Raw genomic sequence first — 26,396 nt, 5'->3', positions numbered from 1 at the left:
CCATGCACACCACCACTCTCCCATCCCCCGCACGCCAGGGCGTGCTGCTGCCCATGCTCTTCATCGGGCTGATGTTCTTCATCCTCGGCTTCGTCACCTGGCTGAACGGCTCGCTGATCCCCTTCCTCAAGATCGTCTGCGCGCTCAACAACTTCCAGGCCTTGTGGGTGGCCTTCGCCTTCTACATCGCCTACACGGTGATGGCGCTGCCGTCGGCGGCCGTGCTCGCACGCATCGGCTACAAGAAGGGCATGACCGCCGCGCTGGGCGTCATGGCCGTGGGCGCGCTGGCCTTCATCCCGGCGGCGCGCTCGGGCCAGTACGCGATCTTCCTCGTCGCGCTGTTCACGCTGGCCAGCGGCATGACGCTGATGCAGACGGCGATCAACCCCTACATCGTCTGCATCGGCTCGCGCGAGAGCGCGGCCATGCGCATCTCGATCATGGGCCTCTTCAACAAAGGGGCCGGCATCGTCGTGCCGCTGGTGTTCTCGGCGCTGATCCTGTCGGGCATGGAACGGTTCTCCGAATCCGCGCTCGCGGCGCTGGACGCCGCCGGCCGCGAGGCGCTGCGCAACGAGCTGTCGCAGCGCCTGGTCGTGCCCTACACGGTGATGGCGGCGGGGCTGCTGGTCTTCATGGCGCTGATCCACTTCTCGTCGCTGCGCGAGCCCGATCTGGATGAGGACGATGCGCCGTCGGGTGCGTCTTCGGGCGCGTCTTCGGACGGGGTGAAGCCCTGGGGCGTCTTCCAGCATCCGCAGGTCGTGCTCGGCGCGATCGCGCTGTTCGGCTACGTCGGCGTGGAGGTGATCGCGGGCGACACCATCGGGCTCTATGGTCGTGAACTCGGGGTGGCGCACTACGGGGTGCTGACCTCGTACACCATGGGCTTCATGGTGCTGGGCTATCTGCTGGGCGTGGCGCTGATCCCGAAGTGGATGTCGCAGCGCACCGCGCTCATTCTCTCGGGAGCGGGCGGCATCGCCTTCGTGCTCGGCGTCGCGCTGTCGTCGCCGACGTCGACCGGTGTCTCGCAGGTGCTGCTGGGCTGGGCGGGCGTCCCCGCCGTTCCCGATACGGTGTTCTTCCTGGCGCTGCTGGGCCTGTCCAACGCCCTGGTGTGGCCGGCCATCTGGCCGCTGGCGCTGGAGGGTCTGGGGAAGTACACGGCGGCCGGCTCGGCGCTGCTCATCATGGGCATCGCCGGCGGTGCGCTGATCCCCATGCTCTACGGCCATCTCGCCGATGTGACCAGCCCGCAACTCGGCTACTGGGTCATGCTGCCGTGGTACGCGCTCATCCTGCTCTACGCCCTGTTCGGGAGTCGCCTCAGGAAGTGGTGACGGCGGCGCCATTCTTTCTCCCTCTCCCGCTTGCGGGAGAGGGCAGGGGTGAGGGCCAGCGGCGGTGGCAGTACGGCAGTGAGGGCTCAGCCTGCAGGAAGTGCGACGCGCACTTCGAATCCGCCCGACGGATGATTTCGGAAGCGCACCGTGCCGCCGTGATCGGCCACGATCTCGCGCACGATGGACAGCCCCAGCCCCAGGCCTTCCTTGCGGAGGCTGGCACCGTGCTCCAGCCGCGTGTAAGGCTGGCCCAGGCGGGCGAGGGCGCCGTCGGGCACGCCGGGCCCGCGGTCCCGCACCGTGACGAGCACGAGTCCCGCCTCGTCGCTGCCCACGCTGACCTCCACGGCCTGCGCGGCGTCGCCGTAGAACATCGCGTTGTCCAGCAGGTTGCCGAGCGCGCGCTTGAGCGCCAGCGGCTTGCCGACCACCGTCAGCGGCTCGTTCTGCAGCTCGATCGTGTGTCCGCCCATGCGCGCGTCCCGCACCATCTTCTGCAGCACCAGGTCGATGCGCAGCGGCGCGCGGTTCTCGTGGATGTCGGTGTCCTTCACGATCTGCAGGGCGGTCTTCACCATCATGTCCAGCTCGTCGAGGTCCTCGTGGAACTCGTCCTGCACGGCGGTGTCGTCCAGCAGCTCGCTGCGCAGCCTCAGCCGCGTGATCGGCGTGCGCAGGTCATGCGAGATCGACGCGAACAGCCGCTCGCGATCGCCGATGTAGCGGCGGATGCGCTCCTGCATGTCGTTGAAGGCCTCGATGGCCTGACGCACCTCCTGCGTGCCGCTGACGCGCAGCGGCTTGGGCGCCACGCGCCGGCCCACGAGGGCCGCTGCGTGGCTCAGACCCGCCAGCGGCCGCGTGATCGCACGCACGGCGATCAGCGTCAGCAGCACGGCCAGGCCCAGCGCGATCAGCTGCGGGGTCAGGCGTTGCCAGGTGAAGAACTCCAGCTGTTCGAGGTAGTAGGGATCGGGCAGGGTGCTGCTGAGATAGAGCCAGGTCCCCGGCTCGGTCTCGGCCTGGATGACGAGGAAGGGCGCGGGCCGCTCGACGGCGATCAGCGAGGGTTCCACCCAGCTCTCCGGCAGATCGCTGAGCAGCGCGCCGCTGGGCGACACCGCCAGGCCGACGGGCGAGGCCAGCGAGACGCGCACCGGCGTGCCCGGGGGGAGCTGGGTCGTCAGCTCCTGGGTGACCCGCTGTTCCAGCATGCGCGCCATGGCCTGGTCGGGCAGGGGCGTCACCGTCACCGCGGCGTTGTTGAAGAACACCTGGAAGCGCGTGCCGCCCATGGTGCGCAGCTGCTCGATGAGCAGGGGCCGGTAGGCGGCGGGCAGTTCGCGCAAGGCGCGCACGGCCCCCATCGCGCCGCTGGTCACATGATGGGCGGCCAGCTCCGTCTGGCGCCGCACCCGCTGCTCGATCTGGCTGTACCAGACGAGGTTGACCGTGAGCTGCACCAGGGCCAGTCCGCCCAGCATGGCCAGGACGAAACGGCCCTGCAGGCTGTCGAACAGGAACTTGCGGGCGCGCTGCCAGGCGGATTCACGGCGCATGCCGCGGCGTCACGGTCGTCGAGAACACATAGCCCGAGCCGCGCACGGTCTTGATCAGCGCGGGCTGCTTGCCGTCGTCCTGCAGGCGCTGGCGCAGGCGGCTCACCTGCACGTCCAGCGAGCGGTCCAGCGGTCCCAGGTCGCGTCCGCGCGTGACCTCGGCCAGGCGGCTGCGGTCCAGCACCTCGCCGGGGTGTTCGACGAGCAGCTTGAGCAGCTGGAAGTCCATGCCCGACAGCGCCGTGGCCGTGCCGTCGGGGTCGACGAGGCTGCGCTCCAGCAGGTCCAGCGTGAAGCCGTTGAAAGCGTAGTAGCGCGGCTCGCGGGTCTTCTCCTGGCCGGTGCGACGCGTGATGGCCTTGATGCGCGCCAGCAGCTCGCGCGGGTTGAAGGGCTTGCCGAGGTAGTCGTCCGCGCCCAGCTCCAGGCCGACGATGCGGTCGGTCTCGTCCGCGCTCGCGGTCAGCATGATGACCGCCACCTCGGAGCGGCGGCGCACCGACTGGCACAGCGTGAAGCCTTCGGTGTCGGGCAGCATGACGTCGAGGATGCACAGGCTGATCTCGTCGCGGTGGCGCTCGAACTCCGCCATGAAGCTGGCGCCGTCGTGGGCCAGCAGCACCTCGTACTGGTTCTTCTCCAGGTAGGTCTTCAGCAGGCTGCGGATCTTCTGGTCGTCGTCGACGATCAGGATTTTTCTCGGGGTCATGGGGCGGCTTTCCTCGGACTCAGCGCGCGCAGCAGGCCCTGCAGCTTGCGCTGGGCGGCGGCGGGCGTCTGGCTGGGGTCCAGCGCGAAGCGGTGGACGGTTTCGATGATCGCGTTCTTGCCGATCTCGCCGAAGGCCATGCGGTGCACGAGGCTGGGCACGCGCGGCGTGGCGGGGTTGGCGAAGAGGTGGAAGGAGGCCTGCGCGCAGGGGTCCAGTTCGTCCACCGGCACGTCGCGGCGCACGGGGATGGAGCCCTTGATGCGGTTGTAGCCCAGCTGCAGCGTGGCGCTGCCGAGCAGCTCGGCCATCTTCTCCTGATCGGCCTGGCTGCCGCCGTTGCCGCTCAGCATGGCCAGCGTGTCGATGCTGTAGAGGTGGGCCTGGGCGGTGCCCGGCACGGCCTTGCAGGTGAAGTCGCGCTCGCCTTCCAGCCCCAGGGTGCCGAGCTCGCCGCGGGCCCAGTCGCCCATGATCATCATGGCGCTGCGCTCGTTGGCGAAGTCGGCGACGACCTCGGTCCAGGGCCGCTCGCCGGGCGCCGCGCCGCCGGCGGGCAGCGCGAGGTTGCGCCAGTTGCGCAGTCGCCTGAGCGCGCGCTCCAGGGCGGGATCCTCGAAGGCGCTGAGGTCGCGCTGCTCCAGCATGCGGCGGTACAGCGCGGGGCCGGCTTCGCTGAGCAGCAGCGCCTCGAAGACGGTGGCCACCTGCCAGGGCTCGTCGCTGAAGGCCACCGGCGTGACGCCGGCCGCGCGCAGCTTGATCGCGGCGCGCTCCAGGCCGTCCCAGTCGTTCGGAGGCTCGATCCCGTGGCGCTTGAGCAGGGCCTTGTTCAGGTAGAGGTTGTTGATGCGTTGGATGCCCAACGGCGCTGCGACGATGTGGCCGCGCACGGTGACCTGGGCCATCACCTGCGGGAACATGACCGAGGACCAGTTGCGTCTGGCCGCCACGCCGTCGAGTTCGAGCAGCAGGCCCATGTCGGCCCACTCGTTCATGGACGCGCCGTTGAGCTGCGCCACCTGGGGCGCCATGCGGCGCAGGATGCGTTCGTTCAGCACCTTGATGGCCGGGCCGCCGCCGCCGCCGGCGACCGCGCCGTCGACCCATTTCAAGCCGTTCTCGGCCATGCGCGCGGCGACGTGGTTGGCCGCGGCCCGCTCGCTGGCGGAGGTCCACCAGTGCAGCACGTTCAGCTCACGCGCGCCGTCGACGGGCGGGGCGGCCACGGCCGGGCCGGCCGCCAGGACCGCGCAACTCCAGGGCAACACCGCCGACGCCACCATGCGTCGCATCTTGCGGGTTGCCCAGGCGCGCCCACCTTGCGTTTTGTACGACCACTGTAATGTTGTGTGACTCAAGGACGCCGCCGGCTGCAGGGAGGCGTGGATTGTCTTGAGCGCGCCTTCGGATGGCGATTGGGGCTTTACCGCGAGGCGCTGGCGTCGGGCGCGCGCAAGGAAGTTCGGCCGTCCGGCCCACGACGCGCCGGCCGTTCTCTAGGAACTCGCGGAACCGGAAGCCGCCGCGCCAAAGAGGTCCGGCCAAAGAGAAAGGGGTCGCGCCTTTCGGTGCGACCCCTTCCGGATCTGTTGGTGGAGAGGAGGAGGATCGAACTCCCGACCTTCGCATTGCGAACGCGACGCTCTCCCAGCTGAGCTACCCCCCCAACGAAGACATCGACTATAGCAGAGATTTCACGAATGCCGCCTGGCCGGCTGGAACTGGCATGGAGTTCGCACAACGCGCTGCGGACCTCACCAGCGGCAGCCCTTGTCGCGCGCGGCGTCCCGCACCAGCGGAACGACCGCCAGCAGGCCCTTGTCGGCGTAGGCCTTGCGGCATTCCTGCTGGCCGGCTTCGCGGATCTTGTCGGCGAGCGGGTCTTTCTCTTCCGGCGGTTTGGGCACCGCGGAGATCACGCCCGACGGCAGCCCGCGCGGGCGCATCGGTCCGCGCGCCGCGTTCATGTCGAGGTTCAGCTTGGGCGCGTTCGGCGGCGTCGAGGCCGGTGTCGCCACGTCATGGCCGGTGCGCGCGCCCGCGTCCGGCGCGCCGACGCTGGGTTGCGTCGTCGTCGGCGTGGTCGAGCCGTCGAGCGAGATCCGGTTCGCGGGCGTCGGCGTCGGTGACGGCGTGGTGGACACGCGCGGTTGCGCCGTTGGTGCCGCGGTCGGTGCGGGTGTCGGCGCAGTCGTTGCGGGAGGCGTCGGAGCGGGGCTTGGCGTCGGCGTCGGGGCGGGCGCGGGCGCTGGCGTAGGAGTCGGCGGCGCCACCGGCGTTGCAGGCGCAGGCGTCGGTGCCGGTTGAGGCGCTGCGGCCGGCGCCGGCGTCAACGGCGGAAGCTCGGCGGGCGCCTTGAGATCCGTCGGCACGGGCGGAGCCGTCGTCCGCTCGATCGGCGAACGATCGAGGCGTCTGACCGTCGTGGGCGTCTCGCTGAGGATGGGCGCGGGGCGCTCCGGCAACTGCAAGGTCGGCGAGGGCGCCTGCAGGGCCTCCGTCGGAGCCGCCGGACGCGTCGGTGTGGTCTCGCGCGCGGCGGGCGCGATGCGCGTGGGTGCCGCCACCGTGGCCTCGCCCGGGGTGGTCAGCGTCGTGATCGCGGGCGCGGGTTCGACGGCTGGCGCTGGCGTCGGTGTCGGCGCTGGGGACGGCGACGGCACGACCGCTGGCAACGGTGAGGGCGCAGGCGCCGGGGTTGGCGTCGGCGGCGCCGGCGAGGGTGCAGGGGCCGGTGCGGGCACTGGCGTCGGTGCCGGAGGCGGCGGCGCAGGCGTCCGTGTCGGCGCGGGCGCCGGCGTCGTGGCGGCCGGCGGCGCGCTGCGATCCGCAGGCGCGTCGCCGGTCAGTTCATCGCCGGGCTGTTGCCGCCATTGCCCCTGGCGCGCGGCGCCGGGCGTCTTCTGTTCTTCCAGAGTCGGCGGTCGTTCCCGCACCGCGCCGCCGGAGCGTGGCTGTTTGGCGTCGCCGACCGGTCCGCGCTCGGGAATCACGATGGCGGGTTCGCCTGAGCCGGGTTCGTAGCGGTCACCCTGCAGGCGCACGTTCAAGGGGCCCCAGACGCCTTCGCCGGGCTTGGCGGTGCCGCCGGGCGCGTTGCCGATCGCCACCAGCAGCAGCACATGTAGCAGGACCGCCAGCAGCAGGGCTTGCCCCATCTGGTCGGGGACTCGGTGCAGCGGTGTCAGGGCGGGATCGAGGACGGCGGACAAGGTGGATCGCGAGGATCGCGGCGGACGGCGCTGGGGCGCAGCATAGCCGGGATCAACACGGTCCCGTGTCAGGACTTGCTCAGGTGCCCGGATTGGCCTGGTTCAGGTCGGCGCGGCGCGCGCCCGTGAAGCGCTTGGCCCAGTAGGCCTCGCGCATGTCCTCGACGCGCACGGCGCCGCCGACGCGCGGCGAATGGATGAACTTGCCTTCGCCCACGTAGATGCCGACGTGCGAGAAGGTCGCGCGCATCGTGTTGAAGAAGACCAGATCGCCGGGCTTGAGGTCTTCCTTCTTGATCGGCACCAGGCTGGACAGCTTGGCCTGCTCGTCGGCGCGACGCGGCAGCACCAGGCCCACGCTCATCTCGAAAATGTGGCGGGTGAAGCCGCTGCAGTCGAAGCCGTTGTTGACGGAGTTGCCGCCGCGCTTGTACGGCACGCCCAGGAAGTTCATCGCCGACAGGACCAGGTCCGAGGCGTTGTCGCGCACGCGGTTCAGCAGGCCCGGGGCGGGGGCGTCGGCGCCCGGCGTCGCGGGCGAGGACGTCTGCGCCTGCGCGACGATGCCGCGCTGCTGCAGGAAACGGGCGACGGATTCGCTGGCGTTCGCGTTACCGGCGGCAGCACCCATCAGGGCGGTCGGCGGCAGCGAGGCGGTCGCCGTCGGTGTCGTGTTGTTGGCGGCGGCTGCGGTCGGGGCGACCAGCGCGGCAGCGGTGCCCGCCGCAGCCACGGTCGTCACGGCGGCGGTCGCGGCCGCCGGCGAGCGCATCAGGCTCTGGCCGTAGGCGCCCATCATCGTGCCGGCGGGCGGAGCGGCCTCGGACTTGGCGTCCCTCGCTTCGGTCTTCACCGATGCAACCTTGTCCGAGCTCTTCGTTTCCGGCTTGGCCGAAGCGACCTTGTCGGCGCTCGCCTTCTCGGCAACGGTCTTCTCGGTGGCGATCTCGGTCGACGGGGACTTGTCCTCGTCGGCCTTGGTCTTCTTGTCCTTGCCGGCGTCCTTGCTCGCGACCTGCTTCGAGGACTTGGCGTCCTTGCCGTCCTTCGCGGACTTGGTCGTCGACTTCGCTTCAGCGGTCTTCTTGGTGGCAGGTTTTGCCGCCGGCTTGGCTGCTGCCTTGGCCGGCGCCGCCTTGGCTTGCGCCTTCGGCTTGTCCTGCGACTCGGTGGTGGACGACGTCGACTGTTGCGCCCAGCAACTACCGCTCGCGAAGACGCAGATCAGCCCCAGTGCGGCCATGGCGCGCTGGAGCTTCTTGTGTCGGGGAGCGGAGCGGGAAGGACGAACAGTACTCATCGGTGTTGGGCGCGGAGACTAGGCACCATCTCCGTACCGGTCAAGCGCGAATGCCCGCAGGTGCGCGCCTGGCTAGGGAAAGTCCGGGCGTGGCCACGAGACCCTTCCCAGGAAAACCCGGATTGGACCACAGCCCCCCTGCGCAAGGCTGTGAACGAAAGTTTCAGAAAAGCTGTCGATGCGAGGATCCGTGCGGAATTCGCGCATTCGAGACCCACATCCAAGGAGACCCTGATGACCGAGAGCTACGCGGCCATGTACCGGCGTTCGATGGACGATCCAGACGGCTTCTGGACCGAACAGGCGCAGCTGATCGACTGGGCTCGGCCGTTCGAGCAGGTCTGCGACACGAGCCGGCCGCCGTTCGCGCGCTGGTTCGTGGGCGGGCTCACGAACCTGTGCCACAACGCGGTGGACCGCCATGCGGCGCAGCGGCCCGGCGACGCGGCCTTGATCTGGGTGTCGAGCGAGGTGGGGGAGGAGCGCGTGCTCTCCTTCGCCGAGCTGCAGCGCGAGGTCGAGGCCATGGCCGCGATGCTGATCGAGCAGGGCGTCGGCATCGGCGACCGCGTGCTGATCTACCTGCCGATGATTCCCGAAGCGGCGTTCGCGATGCTGGCCTGCGCGCGCATCGGTGCCATCCACTCGGTGGTGTTCGGCGGCTTCGCCAGCCACGCGCTGGCCGATCGCATCGACGACGCCGAGCCGAAGCTGGTCGTCAGCGCCGATGCCGGCAGCCGCAACGGCAAGGTCGTGCCCTACAAGCCGCTGCTCGACGAGGCGATCCGCCTCGCCGCGCACAAGCCGGCGAAGGTGCTGATGGTGGACCGCGGGCTGAGCGCGTTCGAACGCGTCGAGGGCCGCGATCTCGACTACGCCTTGCAACGCGAGCGGCTGCTCGACACGCGCGTGCCCTGCGAGTGGCTGCCGTCCGACGCCATCAGCTACACGCTCTACACCAGCGGCACGACGGGCCGGCCCAAGGGCGTGCAACGCGACGTCGGCGGCTACGCCGTCGCGCTGGCCGCGAGCATGAAGCACATCTACGACGGCCATCCGGGCGAGACCTTCTTCTCCACCAGCGACATCGGCTGGGTCGTCGGCCACAGCTACATCGTCTACGGCCCGCTGATCGCGGGCATGGCCACGCTGATGTACGAAGGCACGCCCGTGAGTCCCGATGCGGCGATCTGGTGGCAGCTCGTCGAGCGCCACCGCGTCACGGTGATGTTCAGCGCGCCGACCGCGGTGCGGGTGCTGAAGAAGCAGGACCCCGCCTGCCTGACGCGGCACGACCTGTCGTCGCTGCGCGCGCTGTTCCTGGCCGGCGAGCCGCTCGACGAGCCGACCGCGCGCTGGATCGCCGACGCGATCGGAAAACCCATCGTCGACAACTACTGGCAGACCGAGACCGGCTGGCCCATCCTGACGCTGGCGCGCGGCGTCGAGCCGGCGGAGCCGAAGTTCGGCTCGCCCGGGGTGGCGATGTTCGGCTACCGCGTCCAGCTCCTCGACGAACGGACCGGCGAGGTGCTGGACGCGCCGAACCAGAAGGGCCTGCTCACCATCGCCTATCCGCTGCCGCCGGGCTGCATGCAGACCGTCTGGCGCGACGACGAGCGCTTCGTGCGCACCTACTGGGACAGCGTGCCGGGCCGGCAGGTGTACTCGACCTTCGACTGGGCCTTGCGCGACGAGGACGGCTACTACTTCATCCTCGGGCGCAGCGACGACGTCATCAACGTGGCCGGTCACCGGCTCGGCACGCGCGAGATCGAGGAGTGCATCGCCGGCCACCCGGCGGTCGCGGAGGTGGCCGTGGTCGGCGTCGCGGATCAGCTCAAGGGTCAGGTCGCGATGGCCTTCGCAGTACTGAAGGATCCGACGCGCGCCGCCACGCCGCAGGACGCGCTGGCGCTCGAAGGCGAGATCCTCAAGCGCGTCGATCAGCGCCTGGGCGCGGTGGCGCGGCCGTCGCGGGTGCGCTTCGTGGCGCTGCTGCCGAAGACGCGCTCCGGGAAACTGCTCCGTCGCGCCATCCAGGCCGTCTGCGAACATCGCGATCCCGGCGACCTGATCACCCTCGACGATCCGGCCGCGTTGCAACAGATCCACGAGCTGATGAAGGGGACGACCTGATGAAGCAAAGGCCTGCGTTGATCCTGGCCGCCTGCGCGCTGATGAGCGCGCCGGCGTTCGCTGAACTGGAGTTCGGCTTGTCCCCGCTGCCCACGCCGGCGTTCCCCAGCTTCGCCGACGGCAAGGCCGTGGACCAGGCCTGCGATGCCGGCCTGAAGGCGCTGAACGCCGAGGTCGCCCAGCTGGCCGGCCGCAAGGTCGACAAGGGCTGGCTCGCGGCCTACGACCTAGTGATCGCGCATCACGAGGATGCGCGCTTCCCGATCGACTTCGTCCAGAACGTGCATGCCGACAAGTCCGTGCGCGACGCCGCCCAGGACTGCGCGCTGCGCTGGACCGATTTCCAGACCGCGCTGACGCAGAACGAGAAGATCTATCGCGGCCTGAAGACCGCGCCCGCCGCCAACGCGATCGACCGGGAGCTCAAGCGCAACGCGCTGGGCCTGTTCGAGGACAGCGGCGTCGGCCTGTCCAAGGACAAGCGGGCGCGCGCCAAGGAGATCCTGGACCGGCTCTCCGCGCTCGACCAGCAGTTCTCGAAGGCGATCCGCGACGCCAACATCCGTGTCGCGTTCACCGCCGACGAACTGCGCGGAGTGTCCGACAGCGTCTGGAAGGACAAGCCCCGCGACGACCAGGGACGGTATCTGCTCGGCGTCGACAACCCGACCTACACCGCGCTGATGCAGACCGCCGAGAACGGCGCCGCGCGCGAGCGCATCTGGCGCGCCAAGACCAACGAAGGCGGCGAGGGCAACCTCAAGCTGCTGACCGAGATCATCACGCTGCGCAAGGAATACGCCGGCCTGTTCGGCTACGACAACTACGTCGACTTCAACCTGCGCCGCCAGATGGCCAAGGACGCGGCGACGGCGACGCGATTCCTCCGCGAGGTCAAGGGCACCGTCCAGCAGGGCGAACGCGCCGATCTGGAGGAGCTCCGCCGCGCGAAGGCGACGCACCTGGGCACCGCGGTCGAGGTCACCACGGTCACGCAATGGGACGGCGTCTACTACGCCGAGCGCATCCGCAAGCAGCGCTTCACCGTCGACCAGGAGGCTTTCCGGCCGTACTTCCCGCCCGCGGAAAGCCTGGCCTTCACGCTGCGCGTCGTCGACCGGCTGCTCAACGTCACGCACACGCCGGTGTCAGTACCCGGCCTCTGGCATCCTGACGTCAAGGCCTATGTCGTCCGCGACGGATCCTCGGGCAGGTCGCTGGGCACGCTCTACGTCGACCCGTTCCCGCGCGACGGCAAGTACAACCACGCGGCGGTCTGGCCGCTGCGGTCGAGCAGCACGCGCCTGGGCCGCCATCCCGCCGCGGCGCTGGTCGTCAACCTCGATCGCGGCGGGCTGTCGCTGGACGAGCTGGAGACGCTGCTGCACGAGCTCGGCCACGCGGTCCACAACAACCTGGCCAACACCCGCGACGTGTCGCTGGGGCAGTGGGCGGTGATGCACGACTTCGTCGAGGCGCCGTCGCAGATGCTCGAGGACTGGGTCTACGACCCGAAGGTGCTCAAGCTGATGGCCGAGGTCTGCCCGTCCTGCAAGCCGGTGCCCGACGAGCTCGTCGGCAAGGCCCGCGAGGCGCGCGACTTCGCCAAGGGCACGAAGTTCGGCCGCCAGCATCTGTACGCGAGTTATGACCTCGCGCTGCACGGCGCGACCATCCAGGATCCGCTGGCGCTGTGGGCGAAGATGGAAGGCGACACGCCGCTGGGCCACGTGACCGGCACGATGTTCCCGTCGCGCTTCGCGCACATCGCGGGCAGCTACGGCGCGGGCTACTACGGCTACCTGTGGAGCCTGGTCGTCGCGATGGACCTGCGCACGCCGTTCGCGGCGAACAAGCTCGACGCTGCCGTCGGTCGTCGTTATCGCGAAGCGGTGCTGTCGCGCGGCGCGGAGAAACCGGCGCCGGCGCTGGTGCGCGATTTCCTCGGCCGTGACGCCAACGCCAACGCGTTCTACGACTACTTGCGCAAGTAGGTCGCCCGCCAGTCGTCGCGGATGAACTGCACCACGGCGTCCTCATGGTGGAAGCCGATGATGCGGTGCGCGGCCTGCTTCACGTCGTCGCTGGCGTTGGCCATGGCGATGGCGTGATGCGCGGACTTCAGCATCGTCAGGTCGTTGACCTGGTCGCCGAAGACGACGAGCTCGCGCTCGTGCAGCGCGTAGCGCTGCGCCAGCGTGGCGATCGCCTGGTCCTTGCTGGCCCGGCGGTCGTGGACGTTCAGCCAGGGCCAGCCCGGCATGTAGAGGTCTTCGGCCAGGTGCGTGGTGACGAGGTCGCCGCAGGTGGCCAGGATCTCGGCCTGCAGCGCTTCCAGCGGTTCGGCGCGGCCGACCACCAGCAGCGTCACCAGCGGATCGTCCAACTGGTCCTGGAGACGGTCGACGTGGCGCAGCCGCGGGTCGGCGTTGCGCTGGCGCTCGGCGACGAAGCGCTGCTGGCCTTCGTTCTGCACCTCCTGCCAGAACAGCTGGTCGCCCTTGGCGCCGTGCGTCGCGATGAAGGGCATCAGCCCGTGGCGCCGCACGAGCGCGAAGATGGCCTGACCGAGCGCCGGCTCCATCGCGTTGACCAGCTCGTGCCGGCCGGTGCGCAGGTCGCTGATGTAGGCGCCGTTGGACGAGACCACCGGCAGTGAGATCGGCAGGCCTTCGAGGATGCGGGCGATCGACACCACGTGCCGCGCGCTGGCGACGGTGAAGGCCAGCCCCTCGGCCAGCAGTTCGGTGAGGCCGGCGCGGGTGGCGTCGGAGAGGCGGGCCTGCGGATCGAGCAGGGTGCCGTCGAGGTCGGAAACGTAGAAGCGCATGGGTCCTGGGCGTCGCGCGGGAGGGGCGGCGGCCGGTTGCCACCGCATGCCGCGACAGGCGCACATCCTACGCCGCCGGGGTCCGATACTTGCCGGATGCCGCCCATGCCTTCCTCCTCGACGACGCCGCTCGACGTGCTCGGCCGTCCCATCCTCGACGACGCCACGCGCCGCTGGCTGCCCTGGGTCGTCGCGCTGGCGTTCTTCATGCAGACGCTGGACACGACCATCCTCAACACCGCGCTGCCCGGCATGGCGCGCGACCTCGGCGAGGACCCGCTGCGGATGCAGTCCGCCGTCGTCGCCTACCTGCTGACGGTGGCGCTGCTGATTCCCGCGTCGGGCTGGCTGGCGGACCGCTTCGGGACGAGGACAGTCTTCCTCTGGGCCATCGGGTTGTTCAGCGCGGGGTCGCTGGCCTGCGCGGTGTCGCCCAGCCTGCACGTGCTGGTCGCGTCGCGGGTGGTGCAGGGCATAGGCGGCGCGCTGCTGGTGCCCGTCGGACGGCTGGTCGTGCTGCGCGCCTTCCCGAAGGCGGAGTTCCTCGCGGTCATGACCTTCATCAGCCTGCCGGGGCTGCTCGGTCCGCTGCTCGGGCCGACGCTGGGCGGCGTGCTGGTGGAGTTCGTCAGCTGGCACTGGATCTTCCTGATCAACCTGCCGGTCGGGCTGGCCGGCGCCTTCGCCTGCCGACGCTTCATGCCCGAGATCAAGGGCCCCATCGGCAAGCGCTTCGACTGGGGCGGCTACGGGCTGTTCAGCGTCGGGCTGATGCTGATGTCGCTGGCGCTGCAGGGCTTCGGCGAGCACATGGTCAGCGTCGCCGTCTGCTTCGTGATGCTGATCGCCGGCGTGGCCTGCATGATGGCCTACTGGCTGCACGCGACCCGCACCGAGGAGCCCCTCTTCACGCCCGCGCTCTTCGCCGTGCCGACCTTCCGCATCGGGCTGCTGGGCAACGTCTTCGCGCGGCTGGGCAGCGGCGCGACGCCGTTCCTCACGCCGCTGTTCCTGCAGGTGGGGCTGGGGTTCTCGCCGAGCGAGGCCGGACTGTCCATGATCCCGTCGGTGCTGGGCGCGATGTTCACCAAGACGCTGGCGATCCGCCTGATCAAGCGCGCCGGCTACCGCCGCGTGCTGATCGTCAACACGCTGCTGCTGGGCGTGCTGATCGCCAGCTTCGCGCTGATCCCGCGCGGCGTCGGCCATGTGTGGCTGGCGATCCACCTCGGCCTGTTCGGGATGATCAACAGCATGCAGTTCACCGCGATGAACACGCTGACGCTGGGCGACCTCGACGAGCGCACCGCCAGCCCCGGCAACAGCCTGCTGGCGGTGGTGATGCAGCTGTCGATGAGCCTGGGCGTGGCGACGTCCAGCGCCTTCCTGCTCTTGTTCTCGCACGGGCTGCCGCGCACCGAAGGCGCCGCCATCGTGCCCGCCTTCCATGGCACCTACCTGGCGCTGGGCGCGATGGCCGCGCTGGCGGCGTTCATCTTCTACCAGCTGCGCCGCGACGAGGGCGCCGCCGAGGAAACGGTCCAGTCCAAGCTGACCCCCGAAGAGTAGGGTGCATGAAAAAGCCACCCCGAGGGGTGGCTTTGAGGAAGAGCGAAGGCCGGGAGGCCCTGCGTCCCGTGCAGCGTCAGAGCACCTCGGACGCGAAGTCCGCCAGTCGCGAGCGCTCGCCGCGCGCCAGCGTGACGTGGCCGCTGTGGGCCCAGCCCTTGAACTTGTCGACCGCGAAGGTCAGGCCCGAGCTGCCTTCGGTGAGGTAGGGCGTGTCGATCTGCGCCAGGTTGCCCAGGCAGACGATCTTCGTGCCCGGACCCGCGCGCGTGATCAGCGTCTTCATCTGCTTGGGCGTCAGGTTCTGCGCCTCGTCGATGATCACGTACTTGTTCAGGAAGGTGCGTCCGCGCATGAAGTTCAGGCTCTTGATCTTGATCTTGCTGCGCACCAGGTCGTTGGTGGCCGCGCGGCCCCATTCGCCGGCGCCGCTCTCGCCGCGGCCCAGCACTTCCAGGTTGTCGTCGAGCGCGCCCATCCACGGGCCCATCTTTTCCTCTTCCGTGCCAGGCAGGAAGCCGATGTCCTCGCCGACCGGGACCGTCACGCGGGTGACGATGATCTCGGTGTAGCGGCGGTCGTCGAGCACCTGCGACAGGCCGGCGGCCAGCGTCATCAGCGTCTTGCCGGTACCGGCCGAGCCGGTCAGCGTCACGAAGTCGCAGTCCGGATCCATCAGCAGGTTCAGCGCGAAGTTCTGCTCGCGGTTGCGCGCGGTGACGCCCCAGACCGAGTGCTTCTGGTGGCCGAAGTCCTTCAGCGTGCGCAGCACGGCGGTCTTGCCGGTGATCTCCTGCACCTTGGCGTACAGCGGGGCGGCGCCCGGCGCTTCCAGGTAGATCAGCTGGTTGACCAGCAGCGTGGGCACCAGCGGACCGCTGATGCGGTAGAAGGTGGTGCCGCCCTGCTGCCAGCTCTCCATCGTCTTGCCGTGGCGCTCCCAGAAGTCCGCCGGCAGCGCCTGCACGCCGGTGTAGAGCAGGTCGGAGTCCTCCAGCGTCTTGTCGTTGCGGTAGTCCTCCGCCGGCAGACCCAGCGCGCGGGCCTTGATGCGCATGTTGATGTCCTTGGACACCAGCACCACCTCGCGGCCGGGCTGCTGCTGCTTCAGCGCCTGGACGACGCCCAGGATCTGGTTGTCGGCCTTGCCCTGCGGCAGGCCCTGCGGCAGCGGCGTCTCGAACAGCGTGGTCTGGAAGAACAGCTTGCCGCCGGCCTCGCGGTGGCCGGTCTGGTCCAGCGGCAGGCCCTTGGACATCTCCTCGATGGTGCTCGACTTGAGGCTGCCGGCCAGCGCGTCCAGGTCGCGGCTGACCTGGCGCACGTTGCGGGCGACCTCGGTCATGCCCTTCTTGTGGCCGTCCAGCTCCTCGAGCGTGATCATCGGCAGGTAGATGTCGTGCTCCTCGAAGCGGAACAGCGACATCGGGTCATGCATCAGCACGTTGGTGTCGAGCACGAACAGCTTGGGATCGCCGACCGGCTTGCGCGCCTTCGAGCGGGCCGGGGCGGATTTCTTCGCCGGGGCCTTGGACGGGGCGGGCGAGACCAGCGCCAGCGAGGGCGACTGGCCGCCGCGGGCTTCGACCGGCTCGGTGCGGGTGCGGGCGTTGGACGCCTGCGGCTGAACGCCCGCGCTGGTCGGTGCGGTGGCCGGGGCCGGCAGCTCCGCGCGCGCCTCGGCCCGAGGCGCGGTATCAGCGCGCGATTCAGCACGGGAGGCGGCGATGGGGGCGGACGGTCTGGCCTCGAGCGCGGGCGGGCGTTTGCTGGGCGACAGGTCGGTCGCGAAGGCGTCGGAATCTAGGCGGCTGGCGCGCTTGGTCGGAGGCTTGGGCAGTGGCATGTGCGGGGGTGACGGGCTTGCGTGATGAGCCTGGGGCGATGCCGACCAGGGGTCATGCCCCGGGCCTGACGGGCGCTGGCGATGCCGGAGGTGTCGGCGGCATCGGTGGCCTCGAATTCGCTGGCGGATCCCAGAAGACAAAAAGCCGCACCGGGGCCGGTGCGGCTCGTCTTCGGGAGGTCATTCGCTGCGATCAGGCACAGGGGCATGCGACTGATTATGCACAACTCCTGACCCGCGCCCATGACGGACGCAAGAAGATCGTCAGGCGCGGATCAGACGCCCTTCAGGGCGGGTCCGCGACAGATCAGGCGGCTTCCTTCTTGAGGGCCTTGACGGCCTTCAGGACTTCCTCGACATGGCCGGCGACCTTCAGGCCACGCCACTCTTCGCGCAGGATGCCCTGGGCGTCGATCAGGAAGGTCGAGCGTTCGATGCCCTTGACCTTCTTGCCGTACATGATCTTGTTCTTGACCACGCCGAACATGTGGCAGAGTTTCTCTTCCGTGTCGGCGATGAGCTCGAACGGCAGTTCCAGGTTCTGCTTGAACTTGTCGTGCGAGGCCATGTTGTCGCGGGAGACTCCCAGCACGACGGCGCCGGCCTTGACGAATTCCTTGTGATGATCGCGGAACTGCATCGCTTCGGTCGTGCAGCCCGGGGTGTTGTCCTTCGGATAGAAGTACAGCACCACGACCCGTCCCAGGAATTCCTTGGGAGTGAACTTCACGCCTCCCGTGGCAAGAGCTTCAATGTCCGGGAGGGGTTTGTTGAGCGCTGGCGTCATGTGGCGTTCTTCAGAGAGATGTGCCCGGGTGGGCATAGCCAGCGATTATACGTTGAATGGGTCGTTCCTCGCCCCCTCTGACATGGACGAGTGATTGGCCTCCCTGGGAGAGGGAGGGAAGGGGCGATCAAGACTCGATCAGGACTCGATCAGGACTCGATCAGGAGCGCCGCCAGCACCGCCCGACCTTCGCTCGCCAGCACGTTGTAGGTGCGGCAGGCGGCGCCGATGTCCATGGTCTCCATGCCGATGCGGGCCTGGATCAGGCCGCGGTACAGCGCCGGCCGCACGAAGCGCAGCTTCGAGCCGCTGCCGAAGATCACCAGTTCCGGCTTGAGCTTGAGGATGCGCTCGAAGTGGGCCTCGCCGAGGTCCTCGAAGCGGGTGACGTCCCAGTTCTCCGGCTGGCCCTGCCAGGGCACGAGCACGCTGTGGGCCTGCTCGACGCCGTTGACCCACACGTGGTTCAGGTCGTGGGCCGAGATCATGTTGCCGCCTAGCGGCTGGTCGGGTTGAAATTTCATTGAGGGTGATTCTGGCAGCGACGGAGGGTGTGTCCCCGCGGGCGTGGGATTACCCGCGATAACCCTGTGTTTAAATCGATGGCCCCGATTTTCCCCTCTGGGAAAGTCGCCACCTTCCTGCCCGGAGCCATCTTGAGAACCGTCGCCAAGTCCAGCAAGCTTTCCAGCGTCAGTTACGACATCCGCGGACCCGTGCTGGACAAGGCGCGGCAGATGGAGGAAGAGGGCCAGAAGATCATCAAGCTCAACATCGGCAACACGGCGGTGTTCGGGCTGACGCCGCCGGACGAGATCGTGCAGGACATGATCCGCAACCTGGCCGACGCGGGCGGCTACACCGACAGCAAGGGCCTGTTCGCGCCGCGCAAGGCGGTGGTGCACTACACGCAGGAGAAGGGCATCCGCGGCGTCACGGTGGACGACGTCTACCTGGGCAACGGCGCGTCCGAGCTGATCCAGATGGCGATCAACGCGCTGGTCAACGACGGCGACGAGATCCTGATCCCCTCGCCCGACTTCCCGCTGTACACGGCGGTGGTGGGCCTGTCGGGCGGACGCCCGGTGCACTACCTGTGCGACGAGGGCAGCGGCTGGCTGCCGGACCTGGCGGACATCGAAAGCAAGATCACGCCGCGCACGCGCGGCATCATGGTCTGCAACCCCAACAACCCGACCGGCGCGCTGTATCCGGACGACGTGCTGCTGGGCATCATCGAGATCGCGCGGCGCCACGAGCTGATCGTCTTCGCCGACGAGATCTACGACAAGACGCTCTACGACGGCAACACCCACACCAGCATGGCCAGCCTGGCCGACGACGTGCTGTTCGTGACCTTCAACGGCCTGTCCAAGAACTACCGCAGCTGCGGCTACCGCGCCGGCTGGATGGTGGTGTCGGGCGAGAAGCGCCACGCCCGCGACTACATCGAGGGCCTGAACATGCTGGCCTCGCTGCGGCTGTGCGCGAACACGCCGGGCCAGCTCGCGATCCAGACGGCGCTGGGCGGCTACCAGAGCATCAAGGACCTGGTCGCGCCGACCGGCCGGCTCTGCCACCAGCGCGACCTCGCGTACGAGCTGCTGACGCAGATCCCCGGCGTGAGCGTCGTCAAGCCCAAGGCCGCGCTTTACATGTTCCCCCGCCTCGACCCCAAGATCTACCCGATCGAGGACGACCAGCAGTTCGCCTACGAGCTGCTGGCCGAAGAGAAGGTGCTGATCGTCCAGGGGACGGGCTTCAACTGGCAGGCCCCCGATCATTTCCGGCTCGTGTTCCTGCCCAACACGGACGATCTCCGTGAAGCCATCGGCCGCATCGAGCGATTCCTGGCGCAATACCGCAAACGCCACGCACGCTGACCTCCCGACCTTCTGAAAGACAAGACGATGAACCCGATCAAAGTTGGCCTGCTGGGCATTGGCACCGTCGGCAGCGGCACCTTCCAGGTGCTGCGCCGCAACCAGGAAGAGATCCGTGGACGCGCCGGCCGCGGCATCGAGATCGCGATGGTGGCCGACCTGGATGTGGAGCGCGCCCGCAGCATCGTGGGCGACGCCTGCACGGTGGTGGGCGACGCGCGCGAGGTGATCGCCAATCCGGAGATCGACATCGTCGTCGAGCTGATCGGCGGCTACGGCATCGCGCGCACGCTGGTGCTGGACGCGATCAAGGCCGGCAAGCACGTGGTGACGGCCAACAAGGCGCTGCTGGCGGTGCACGGCAGCGAGATCTTCGCCGCGGCGCGCGAAAAGGGCGTGATGGTCGCCTTCGAGGCGGCGGTGGCCGGCGGCATCCCCATCATCAAGGCGCTGCGCGAAGGCCTGACGGCCAACCGCATCGAGTGGATCGCCGGGATCATCAACGGCACCACCAACTTCATCCTGTCGGAGATGCGCTCCAAGGGGCTGGATTTCGCGACGGTGCTGAAGGAGGCGCAGCGGCTGGGGTATGCCGAGGCCGATCCGACCTTCGACATCGAGGGCGTGGACGCCGCGCACAAGGCCACGATCATGAGCGCGATCGCGTTCGGGATCCCGGTGCAGTTCGAGCAGGCGCATGTCGAGGGCATCACGGCGCTGCAGGCGACCGACATCAAGTACGCCGAACAGCTGGGCTACCGCATCAAGCTGCTGGGCATCGCGCGCAGAAGAGACAAGGGCATCGAGCTGCGCGTGCATCCGACGCTGATTCCGGCGGGCCGCCTGATCGCGAACGTCGAAGGCGCGATGAACGCGGTGCTGGTGCAGGCCGATGCGGTCGGCACGACGCTGTACTACGGCAAGGGTGCGGGCGCGGAGCCGACGGCCTCGGCGGTGATCGCCGACCTGGTCGACATCACGCGCCTGGCGACGGCCGATCCGGACCACCGCGTGCCGCACCTGGCCTTCCAGCCGGACGCGATGAACGACACGCCTATCCTGCCGATGGCGCAGGTGCAGACGGCGTTCTACCTGCGCCTGCGGGTGGCGGACCAGGCGGGCGTGCTGTCGAGCATCACGACCATCCTGGCCGAGCATCAGATCAGCATCGACGCGGTGCTGCAGCGCGAGTCGGCCGAAGGCGAAAGCCAGACCGACCTGATCATCCTGACGCACGACACGCAGGAAGGCCGCATGAGCGAGGCGCTGGCGAAGATGCAGGCGCTGACGACGGTGCTGGCGCCTATCGTGAAGCTGCGCAAGGAAGAGCTGGCGTGAAGTACCTGAGCACCCGCGGCGACAAGACCGAGCGCCACTTCTGCGACATCCTGCTGGAGGGCCTGGCGCCCGACGGCGGGTTGTACCTGCCGACCGCGTACCCGCAGGTCGACGGCGCCACGCTGGCGCGCTGGCGCGGCCTCTCGTACGCCGACCTGGCGTTCGAGATCCTGTCGCTCTACATCGACGACATCCCCGCCGCCGACCTGAAGGCGATCGCGCACCGGACCTACACCGAAGCCGTCTTCGGCACGCCGCAGATCACGCCGCTGAAGCCGCTGGAGCCGGGTCTGGCGCTGGTGGCCCTGTCCAACGGCCCGACGCTGGCCTTCAAGGACATGGCGATGCAGCTGCTCGGCCAGCTGTTCGAGTACGAGCTGCAGCGCCGCGGCGAGACGCTCAACATCCTGGGCGCGACCTCCGGCGACACCGGCAGCGCCGCCGAGTACGCGATGCGCGGCAAGGCCGGCATCCAGGTCTTCATGCTGAGCCCGCACGGCCGCATGAGCCCGTTCCAGCAGGCGCAGATGTTCAGCCTGCAGGATCCGAACATCCACAACATCGCCGTGCAGGGCGTGTTCGACGACTGCCAGGACATCGTCAAGGCGGTGTCCAACGACCTCGCGTTCAAGCGCGGTCACCGCATCGGCACCGTCAACTCGATCAACTGGGCGCGGCTGCTGGCGCAGGTCGTCTACTACTTCGCCGCCTACTTCCAGGCGACGAAGTCCGACAGCGAACGCGTCAGCTTCACCGTGCCGTCGGGCAACTTCGGCAACGTCTGTGCGGGCCATGTGGCGCGCATGATGGGCCTGCCCATCGAGCGCCTGGTCGTCGCGACCAACGAGAACGACGTGCTCGACGAGTTCTTCCGCACCGGCGTCTACCGCCCGCGCGGCGCCGAGCACACGCTGGAAACCTCCAGCCCGTCGATGGACATCTCCAAGGCGAGCAACTTCGAGCGTTTCGTGTTCGACCTGCTGGATCGCGACGGCGACCGCGTGAAGCGGCTGTTCGGCGAGGAGCTGGCCTCGAAGGGCTTCTTCGAGATCACCGCCGAGGAGCGTGCGCGCATCGGCGAGCGCTACGGCTTCGTCTCGGGCCGCAGCACGCATGAAGACCGCGTCGCGACGATCCGCTTGTGCCACAAGCAATACGGCGTCGTGATCGACACGCACACCGCGGACGGCCTGAAGGTGGCGTTGGTCCATCGCGAGCCGGGCGTGCCCATGCTCGTGCTCGAAACGGCACTGCCGGCCAAGTTCGCTGTCACCATCGAGGAAGCGCTCGGGATCGTGCCGCCGCGGCCGGCCGCGTTGGACGACCTCGAATCGCGCCCCAAGCGCGTGAGCGTGATGCCGGTCTCGGTGGATCAGGTCAAGCAGTTCATCGTCGACCATGTCTGACGCGAAGAACGCTCCGGGCGCACCGCGCGCGCCGATGATGCCGATGGAGGAGGCGCTGGAGCGCCTGCTCTCGCAGGTCACGGCCCTGGGTCGGACCGAGTCCGTGACGACGCCGCTGGCGCGCGGCCGCGTGCTGGCGCAGGACCTGGTGTCGCCGCTGGACGTGCCGCCCTACGACAACAGCGCGATGGACGGTTACGCGATGCGCGCGGCCGACGTCGCGGCGCTGGGCGGCGAGGGCGCGGTGCTGCCGGTGTCGCAGCGCGTGCCGGCAGGTTCGGTGCCTCAGCCGCTGCAGCCGGGCACGGCGGCGCGTATCTTCACCGGCGCGACGGTGCCCGACGGCGCCGATTCCGTGCTCATGCAGGAACAGTGCGAGGCCATCGCCGACGCCTCCGGCGCGGCGGGAAGCCTCGGTCAGGTGCGCATCAACGGGCCTCTGACGGTCGGTCTCCACATTCGCCGACGCGGCGAGGACCTGCGCGTGGGTCAGCCGGTGCTGAGCGCCGGCATGCGCCTGAACGCGGCCTCGCTGGGCCTGGCCGCGACGGCCGGCGCGGCGGCGCTGACGGTGGCGGCGCCCCCGCGCGTCGCGCTGTTCTCCACCGGCGACGAGCTGGTGCTGCCGGGCCAGCCGCTCGGCCCCGGCCAGATCTACAACTCCAACCGCACGACGCTGCACGCGCTGCTGCTCGCGATGGGCTGCGAGGTGCGCGACCTGGGCATCGTCCCTGACACGCTGGAAGCGACCCGTGCGGCGCTGCGCGAGGCCTCCAAGGACACGGACCTGATCCTCAGCTCGGGCGGCGTGTCCGTCGGCGAGGAAGACCATCTGAAGCCCGCGCTTGAACACGAAGGCCGGCTTGACCTGTGGCAGATCGCGATCAAGCCGGGCAAGCCGCTGGCGTTCGGCGAAGTCACGAGCACCGGTGGGCGCACCTGGTTCATCGGGCTGCCGGGCAATCCGGTGTCGAGCTTCGTGACCTTCCTGCTGTTCGTGCGGCCGGTGCTGCTGCGCATGCAGGGCGCGACGCAGCTGACGCCGCGCTCGTTGCCGCTGCCGGCGGAGTTCACGTGGACGAAGGCCGACAAGCGCCGCGAGTTCCTGCGCGCGAAGCTGAGCGACGCGGGCGGCCTTCAGTTGTTCGGCAACCAGAGTTCGGGCGTGATGAGCTCGGCGGCCTGGGCCGACGGCCTGATCGATCTGCCGCCGGGCAGCACGGTGACGCCGGGTCAGGTCTTGCGCTTCATTCCGTTCAACGAGCTGTTCTGACAGCTGTCCTGAAGAATCGACCCGAGATGACGATCACCGTGCGCTACTTCGCTTCGCTGCGCGAGGCTCTGGGGACCGACGAGCGCTTTCCGCACCACGCCGGCGCGACGCTGGGCTCGATCCGCGATGCGCTGATCGCCAGCGACGCGGCGCACGCGGAGGCGCTCGCGCGCGGCCGCGCGATCCGTTGCGCGCTGAACCAGCAGATCCTGCCTGAGGACACGGCCGTCGTGGACGGCGCGGAAGTGGCGTTCTTCCCGCCGGTCACCGGCGGGTAACGGCATTGTTGTCAGCAACAACTCTTCGGGCTTAGGACTTACTTGGCTCGATCGCCTTCTGATTCCTGCGCTCCAATCGAGCTCTTGCGGCATTGATGCCGGCCTTGACGTCTTGTCGAAGGGCGAAGTGCCTTTCAATTTCTGCGAGAAGTTCTAGTGCGCGCTGCATTTCGTGCTGGCCGATGCACTCCGCCAATCCAATGCTCGGCATCGGGGATTCCGGATTGACCTGCTGTGCTATTGAGAAGTGCGAACGTGCCAGCGCGAACTCATTATTTCGAATGGCTGCGTCTCCAGCCGTCATCAGCGCTAAGAAATGGCGAGGGAATCTTTCAAGGATATCGTTTGCCGTGCGCCACATGGCGAAATACTGCTTTTCCCCGCGATAAAGCTCTGCGAGTCGAATTTTTAATCCTGAACTGAACTCCGGAGGGAAAGTGCGCGCTCGCAAGATGCATTCAGCAATCGCGTCGCTTCTCCCTTTGATCTTCTCTATCAGTTGGATAAGAATATCGACGAACATTGGAGACTGTGGGCAAGCGGCGGAGGCATCGCGCGCAAAAAGTAGTGCGCGCGACCCGTCAGTTCGTGCCATATTGGTTAAGTATGCATGCCAAGCTCCAGGGGCATCGCACGCGACTGCTTTTCTAAACAGCGTCTCCACATCCGAGTCATCTCCACCGGATGCAAGAATCGCCTGAGCCCGATAGATATATGCTGCTCCTAGGAACGGATGTGTTCTGACCACGGAATCTAGAATCGCATGCGCCTCATCGATGTGCCCTTTTCGTTGCAGCAAATCTGCACAGTCTAGACGTGTCCAGGCGTGCAAAGGATGTAGCTTCAAAGCTTTTTCAATTGCTAGACCTGCCGCGAGCATAGAACGCTCATGTCTAAGGGGTAAGTTGGACTCCCGAGCTCTGTGAACATTTGCGCGCGCCCTCCAGCCTTCAAGATCTTGTGGCCAACGTTTACAGAACTCCCGCGCGATCTGTAGAGCAGAAGTCCTCCGCCCGAAATCTACCAGGGATCTCACTCTCTCAGCATGAAAGCCAGAATGGTAAGGTGCGAGCTTGCTTGCTTGCTGCGTAAACCATAGCGCCGTGCCCGGATTACCCGCCGCACGATGAATGCGAGCCCTCGAAATCATTACGTCCGGTCTAGACTGTATCGATTTTGGAAGGGCGTCGAGTTGGGCCATAGCCTCGCGCAAGCGGCCTGCCATCAACAAGGCTCCGCTGATTCGACATGTCGCCCACAGGTTCCAAGGTGCGATCTGATGTGCTCGATTGATGCAGTCGTTTGCGACAGTTGCTTCTTGGACCCGCGACAGCACGGAGTGCGCCGCCAAAAGTGCATCTGGATGCTTCGGGGCGATAGAGAGCAACGCGTCTATTCCCTGTCGTGCATCTGCAAGTCGTCCCATCTCAAGAAGTGCCTCTGCGCGGCGACCATGGCTGCCGATGTCTCTGGGCATTAGTCTAATCGCCTGCTCGTACATGTCGACCGCTTCGACAAACTGATATTGCCCGAGTAAGTGATCTCCCCAGGCTCGGTAGAGGGGGCCAAAGGATGGGTCGATCGTCTTCAGTACTTCTAATTCATGAATCACCCGCGCATCCTCGCGCGTTGATCGCAAAAATTCGATTCGGTTGAGTCTGGGCCAGCAAGATCTTGGGGTTAAATCAATCGCGCGATCAATCCAGTAGAGCGCATCTGTGAAATCTGAGTTACGGCCTGCCACGAGTGCAAGGCCACGATATCCCCGGCTCGAATTCGGTCGACATTCAATTGCTTTTCGGAACCAGAGTTTGGCGGCCTCAAGATCGTTTCGATCTAGATATACAAAGCCAATGCTCGCCAATGCGGATACATTTCTTGAAGGTTGGGCCGCAGCCGCCAGTTGGAAGTGGCGCAGTGCTCCATCTAAATCCTGTCGTTCACGTAACAGGCCGCCGAGAAAAATGCAGAGCCTCGGGCCCATTGCGCCACGAGCTTGTCCTCTCCAAGTTGGTGGGCCAACTTGTCTGGCGTGCCGGAGCTTATTGTCCATTTCCACTTCCTCGCCGAGGCGACGATGGATTGAGGCCCATAATACATATGCGTCTTGATGCGTAGCGGCCGGCGTCGAGGATAAATGTAGTTTGAGAGCGTCTAATGTCTTCGAGAAATTGTTGGACCGACTCTCTTCGCCAAAGAATATTGAGGCGGCCTCTAGCGGATTTGAAAGGGTAATCGCTAGCTCTGCGGCTGCCTTTAATGCTGGTTCTAGTGACTCGATACTCGAAAAGCGAGTTGAAACGTCACGCGCGCGGCCAGAAGAGAGTCGGAGACGGATCGCATATCCGTCTTCACGCTTCAGTACTTCTCCAAGTAGCCGGTTGTCGTGACGTCCCAACAGTTGCCGGAGATATCTGATCGCGCTTCTCAATGAAAGCGCGATCCCTGGCAACTGCAGGTCGACCTGCAGCTTCGGGAGTTCGACAAAATTTATATCGAATTCGTCGTCATCGATGCGCGCGGTTCTTTGGAGAATCGCGACATGATCTGAAATCAACTGAGAGAGCACGGTGCCGGTGAGGCCGACATCTTGCAAGTCCTTCGGTACATCGAAAGGTTCAATGACCAGGCTGTCGCGCCGCCACTCGCGAATGAATATCCATGCCAGAAACCCCAGGGCTATAAGTAGGAAGAGTTGCGATGCGATGGAGAAAGACGTGTCGAGGAACTGCTTTGCAACACTGAGGCCTTGGGAAATTTCGGTGGCGACAGTCGGCGCTTGCGAGCTGGTCGGTGCCGCGACAGCCCACGTCCCGACATAGAGTGCTGAACTGACTGCCGCACGGGTCCAAAGGACGTGTTGCATGTTGTCGCCTCCCCGGCGTTCTGAATTTGGCAGAAGACTCTAGCCTCGT

General features: G+C 67.4%; 19 protein-coding genes and 1 tRNA gene. 9 read left to right on the top strand and 11 right to left on the bottom strand.

Annotation, left to right across the window (positions count from 1 at the left end; translation table 11 throughout):
* The first annotated feature begins 2 nt into the window (after positions 1 to 2).
* Complete coding sequence (locus ACQZ13_RS19075; RefSeq protein ID WP_431047124.1) at positions 3 to 1,346, top strand: sugar MFS transporter; 1,344 nt, start codon at positions 3 to 5, stop codon at positions 1,344 to 1,346.
* A gap of 86 nt (positions 1,347 to 1,432) precedes the next feature.
* Here ACQZ13_RS19075 and ACQZ13_RS19070 read toward each other — a convergent pair whose 3' ends face one another.
* The 6 genes from ACQZ13_RS19070 to ACQZ13_RS19045 all read right to left on the bottom strand — a co-directional run bounded on the left by ACQZ13_RS19070 (position 1,433) and on the right by ACQZ13_RS19045 (position 8,075).
* A complete protein-coding gene (locus ACQZ13_RS19070; protein WP_431047122.1) occupies positions 1,433 to 2,908 on the bottom strand; it encodes an ATP-binding protein in 1,476 nt (491 codons plus the stop codon).
* Positions 2,898 to 3,617: a response regulator gene (locus ACQZ13_RS19065; protein ID WP_088408256.1), complete on the bottom strand. Its 720-nt coding sequence runs from the start codon at positions 3,615 to 3,617 to the stop codon at positions 2,898 to 2,900. Before ACQZ13_RS19065 ends, ACQZ13_RS19070 begins: the two co-directional genes overlap by 11 nt.
* Complete coding sequence (locus ACQZ13_RS19060) at positions 3,614 to 4,912, bottom strand: ABC transporter substrate-binding protein (protein ID WP_431047120.1); 1,299 nt, start codon at positions 4,910 to 4,912, stop codon at positions 3,614 to 3,616. The genes ACQZ13_RS19065 and ACQZ13_RS19060 overlap by 4 nt, the downstream gene beginning before the upstream one ends.
* Before the next feature lie 298 nt (positions 4,913 to 5,210).
* Positions 5,211 to 5,286 (bottom strand) — tRNA-Ala (locus ACQZ13_RS19055).
* Between the two features lie 88 nt (positions 5,287 to 5,374).
* A complete protein-coding gene (locus tag ACQZ13_RS19050; RefSeq protein ID WP_431047118.1) occupies positions 5,375 to 6,832 on the bottom strand; it encodes a hypothetical protein in 1,458 nt (485 codons plus the stop codon).
* A 79-nt stretch (positions 6,833 to 6,911) separates the two neighbouring features.
* Positions 6,912 to 8,075: an NlpC/P60 family protein gene (locus ACQZ13_RS19045; RefSeq protein WP_431047116.1), complete on the bottom strand. Its 1,164-nt coding sequence runs from the start codon at positions 8,073 to 8,075 to the stop codon at positions 6,912 to 6,914.
* 18 nt (positions 8,076 to 8,093) lie between these two features.
* Here ACQZ13_RS19045 and ACQZ13_RS19040 point away from each other — a divergent pair, with 18 nt between their 5' ends.
* Both ACQZ13_RS19040 and ACQZ13_RS19035 read left to right on the top strand, forming a co-directional pair.
* Positions 8,094 to 10,271 carry a propionate--CoA ligase gene (locus tag ACQZ13_RS19040; protein ID WP_431047114.1) on the top strand — a complete coding sequence of 726 codons (2,178 nt, stop codon included), beginning with the start codon at positions 8,094 to 8,096 and terminating at the stop codon, positions 10,269 to 10,271.
* Entirely contained in the window at positions 10,271 to 12,265 is a 1,995-nt protein-coding gene (locus ACQZ13_RS19035; RefSeq protein WP_431047112.1) for a M3 family metallopeptidase, read from the top strand. Before ACQZ13_RS19040 ends, ACQZ13_RS19035 begins: the two co-directional genes overlap by 1 nt.
* Here ACQZ13_RS19035 and ACQZ13_RS19030 read toward each other — a convergent pair.
* Positions 12,250 to 13,101: an HAD family hydrolase gene (locus ACQZ13_RS19030; RefSeq protein ID WP_431047110.1), complete on the bottom strand. Its 852-nt coding sequence runs from the start codon at positions 13,099 to 13,101 to the stop codon at positions 12,250 to 12,252. The genes ACQZ13_RS19035 and ACQZ13_RS19030 overlap by 16 nt on opposite strands.
* Positions 13,102 to 13,206: 105 nt before the next feature.
* Here ACQZ13_RS19030 and mdtD point away from each other — a divergent pair, with 105 nt between their 5' ends.
* Positions 13,207 to 14,670 (top strand): multidrug transporter subunit MdtD, encoded by a 1,464-nt coding sequence (mdtD, locus tag ACQZ13_RS19025; RefSeq protein ID WP_088408250.1) that lies wholly within the window; start codon positions 13,207 to 13,209, stop codon positions 14,668 to 14,670.
* 76 nt (positions 14,671 to 14,746) lie between these two features.
* On the opposite strand, the gene ACQZ13_RS19020 is transcribed toward mdtD, so the two are convergent.
* The 3 genes from ACQZ13_RS19020 to ACQZ13_RS19010 all read right to left on the bottom strand — a co-directional run bounded on the left by ACQZ13_RS19020 (position 14,747) and on the right by ACQZ13_RS19010 (position 17,827).
* A complete protein-coding gene (locus tag ACQZ13_RS19020) occupies positions 14,747 to 16,516 on the bottom strand; it encodes a PhoH family protein (protein ID WP_431047108.1) in 1,770 nt (589 codons plus the stop codon).
* Positions 16,517 to 16,823: 307 nt separating this feature from the next.
* A complete protein-coding gene (locus ACQZ13_RS19015) occupies positions 16,824 to 17,303 on the bottom strand; it encodes a peroxiredoxin (protein ID WP_067270239.1) in 480 nt (159 codons plus the stop codon).
* Positions 17,304 to 17,452: 149 nt separating this feature from the next.
* Positions 17,453 to 17,827: an Mth938-like domain-containing protein gene (locus ACQZ13_RS19010; protein WP_431047105.1), complete on the bottom strand. Its 375-nt coding sequence runs from the start codon at positions 17,825 to 17,827 to the stop codon at positions 17,453 to 17,455.
* A gap of 132 nt (positions 17,828 to 17,959) precedes the next feature.
* Here ACQZ13_RS19010 and ACQZ13_RS19005 point away from each other — a divergent pair, with 132 nt between their 5' ends.
* Genes ACQZ13_RS19005 through ACQZ13_RS18985 form a run of 5 tightly spaced genes read left to right on the top strand, consistent with a single transcriptional unit; the run spans position 17,960 to position 23,481 of the window.
* Positions 17,960 to 19,186 (top strand): pyridoxal phosphate-dependent aminotransferase, encoded by a 1,227-nt coding sequence (locus ACQZ13_RS19005; RefSeq protein ID WP_088408247.1) that lies wholly within the window; start codon positions 17,960 to 17,962, stop codon positions 19,184 to 19,186.
* A 27-nt stretch (positions 19,187 to 19,213) separates the two neighbouring features.
* Positions 19,214 to 20,524, top strand: a complete 1,311-nt coding sequence (locus tag ACQZ13_RS19000; protein WP_431047102.1) for a homoserine dehydrogenase — start codon at positions 19,214 to 19,216, stop codon at positions 20,522 to 20,524.
* The gene (gene thrC / locus ACQZ13_RS18995; RefSeq protein WP_431047100.1) at positions 20,521 to 21,930 is read left to right on the top strand and encodes a threonine synthase; all 1,410 of its coding nucleotides are present in this window, start codon (positions 20,521 to 20,523) and stop codon (positions 21,928 to 21,930) included. Before ACQZ13_RS19000 ends, thrC begins: the two co-directional genes overlap by 4 nt.
* Positions 21,923 to 23,203, top strand: a complete 1,281-nt coding sequence (locus ACQZ13_RS18990) for a molybdopterin molybdotransferase MoeA (RefSeq protein ID WP_431047098.1) — start codon at positions 21,923 to 21,925, stop codon at positions 23,201 to 23,203. Before thrC ends, ACQZ13_RS18990 begins: the two co-directional genes overlap by 8 nt.
* Before the next feature lie 26 nt (positions 23,204 to 23,229).
* Positions 23,230 to 23,481, top strand: a complete 252-nt coding sequence (locus tag ACQZ13_RS18985) for a MoaD/ThiS family protein (RefSeq protein WP_431047096.1) — start codon at positions 23,230 to 23,232, stop codon at positions 23,479 to 23,481.
* 31 nt (positions 23,482 to 23,512) lie between these two features.
* Here ACQZ13_RS18985 and ACQZ13_RS18980 read toward each other — a convergent pair whose 3' ends face one another.
* Entirely contained in the window at positions 23,513 to 26,347 is a 2,835-nt protein-coding gene (locus ACQZ13_RS18980; RefSeq protein ID WP_431047095.1) for a tetratricopeptide repeat protein, read from the bottom strand.
* Between the last annotated feature and the right edge of the window lie 49 nt (positions 26,348 to 26,396).

It is taken from the genome of Roseateles sp. L2-2 (assembly GCF_050613215.1).
Lineage (GTDB): Bacteria > Pseudomonadota > Gammaproteobacteria > Burkholderiales > Burkholderiaceae_C > Roseateles > Roseateles noduli.
This window is presented reverse-complemented; position numbering and strand designations above follow the sequence as displayed.

Excerpts from the sequence above, each read along its gene's own strand:
- ACQZ13_RS19030 (WP_431047110.1), bottom strand. The coding sequence starts at position 13,101 with ATGCGCTTCTACGTTTCCGACCTCGACGGCACCCTGCTCGATCCGCAG.
- ACQZ13_RS19015 (WP_067270239.1), bottom strand. The coding sequence starts at position 17,303 with ATGACGCCAGCGCTCAACAAACCCCTCCCGGACATTGAAGCTCTTGCC.
- ACQZ13_RS19035 (WP_431047112.1), top strand. The coding sequence starts at position 10,271 with ATGAAGCAAAGGCCTGCGTTGATCCTGGCCGCCTGCGCGCTGATGAGC.
- ACQZ13_RS19075 (WP_431047124.1), top strand. The coding sequence starts at position 3 with ATGCACACCACCACTCTCCCATCCCCCGCACGCCAGGGCGTGCTGCTG.
- ACQZ13_RS19070 (WP_431047122.1), bottom strand. The coding sequence starts at position 2,908 with ATGCGCCGTGAATCCGCCTGGCAGCGCGCCCGCAAGTTCCTGTTCGAC.
- ACQZ13_RS19010 (WP_431047105.1), bottom strand. The coding sequence starts at position 17,827 with ATGAAATTTCAACCCGACCAGCCGCTAGGCGGCAACATGATCTCGGCC.
- ACQZ13_RS19060 (WP_431047120.1), bottom strand. The coding sequence starts at position 4,912 with ATGCGACGCATGGTGGCGTCGGCGGTGTTGCCCTGGAGTTGCGCGGTC.
- ACQZ13_RS19045 (WP_431047116.1), bottom strand. The coding sequence starts at position 8,075 with ATGGCCGCACTGGGGCTGATCTGCGTCTTCGCGAGCGGTAGTTGCTGG.
- ACQZ13_RS18990 (WP_431047098.1), top strand. The coding sequence starts at position 21,923 with ATGTCTGACGCGAAGAACGCTCCGGGCGCACCGCGCGCGCCGATGATG.
- ACQZ13_RS19000 (WP_431047102.1), top strand. The coding sequence starts at position 19,214 with ATGAACCCGATCAAAGTTGGCCTGCTGGGCATTGGCACCGTCGGCAGC.
- ACQZ13_RS19065 (WP_088408256.1), bottom strand. The coding sequence starts at position 3,617 with ATGACCCCGAGAAAAATCCTGATCGTCGACGACGACCAGAAGATCCGC.
- ACQZ13_RS18985 (WP_431047096.1), top strand. The coding sequence starts at position 23,230 with ATGACGATCACCGTGCGCTACTTCGCTTCGCTGCGCGAGGCTCTGGGG.
- mdtD (WP_088408250.1), top strand. The coding sequence starts at position 13,207 with ATGCCTTCCTCCTCGACGACGCCGCTCGACGTGCTCGGCCGTCCCATC.
- ACQZ13_RS19020 (WP_431047108.1), bottom strand. The coding sequence starts at position 16,516 with ATGCCACTGCCCAAGCCTCCGACCAAGCGCGCCAGCCGCCTAGATTCC.
- ACQZ13_RS18980 (WP_431047095.1), bottom strand. The coding sequence starts at position 26,347 with ATGCAACACGTCCTTTGGACCCGTGCGGCAGTCAGTTCAGCACTCTAT.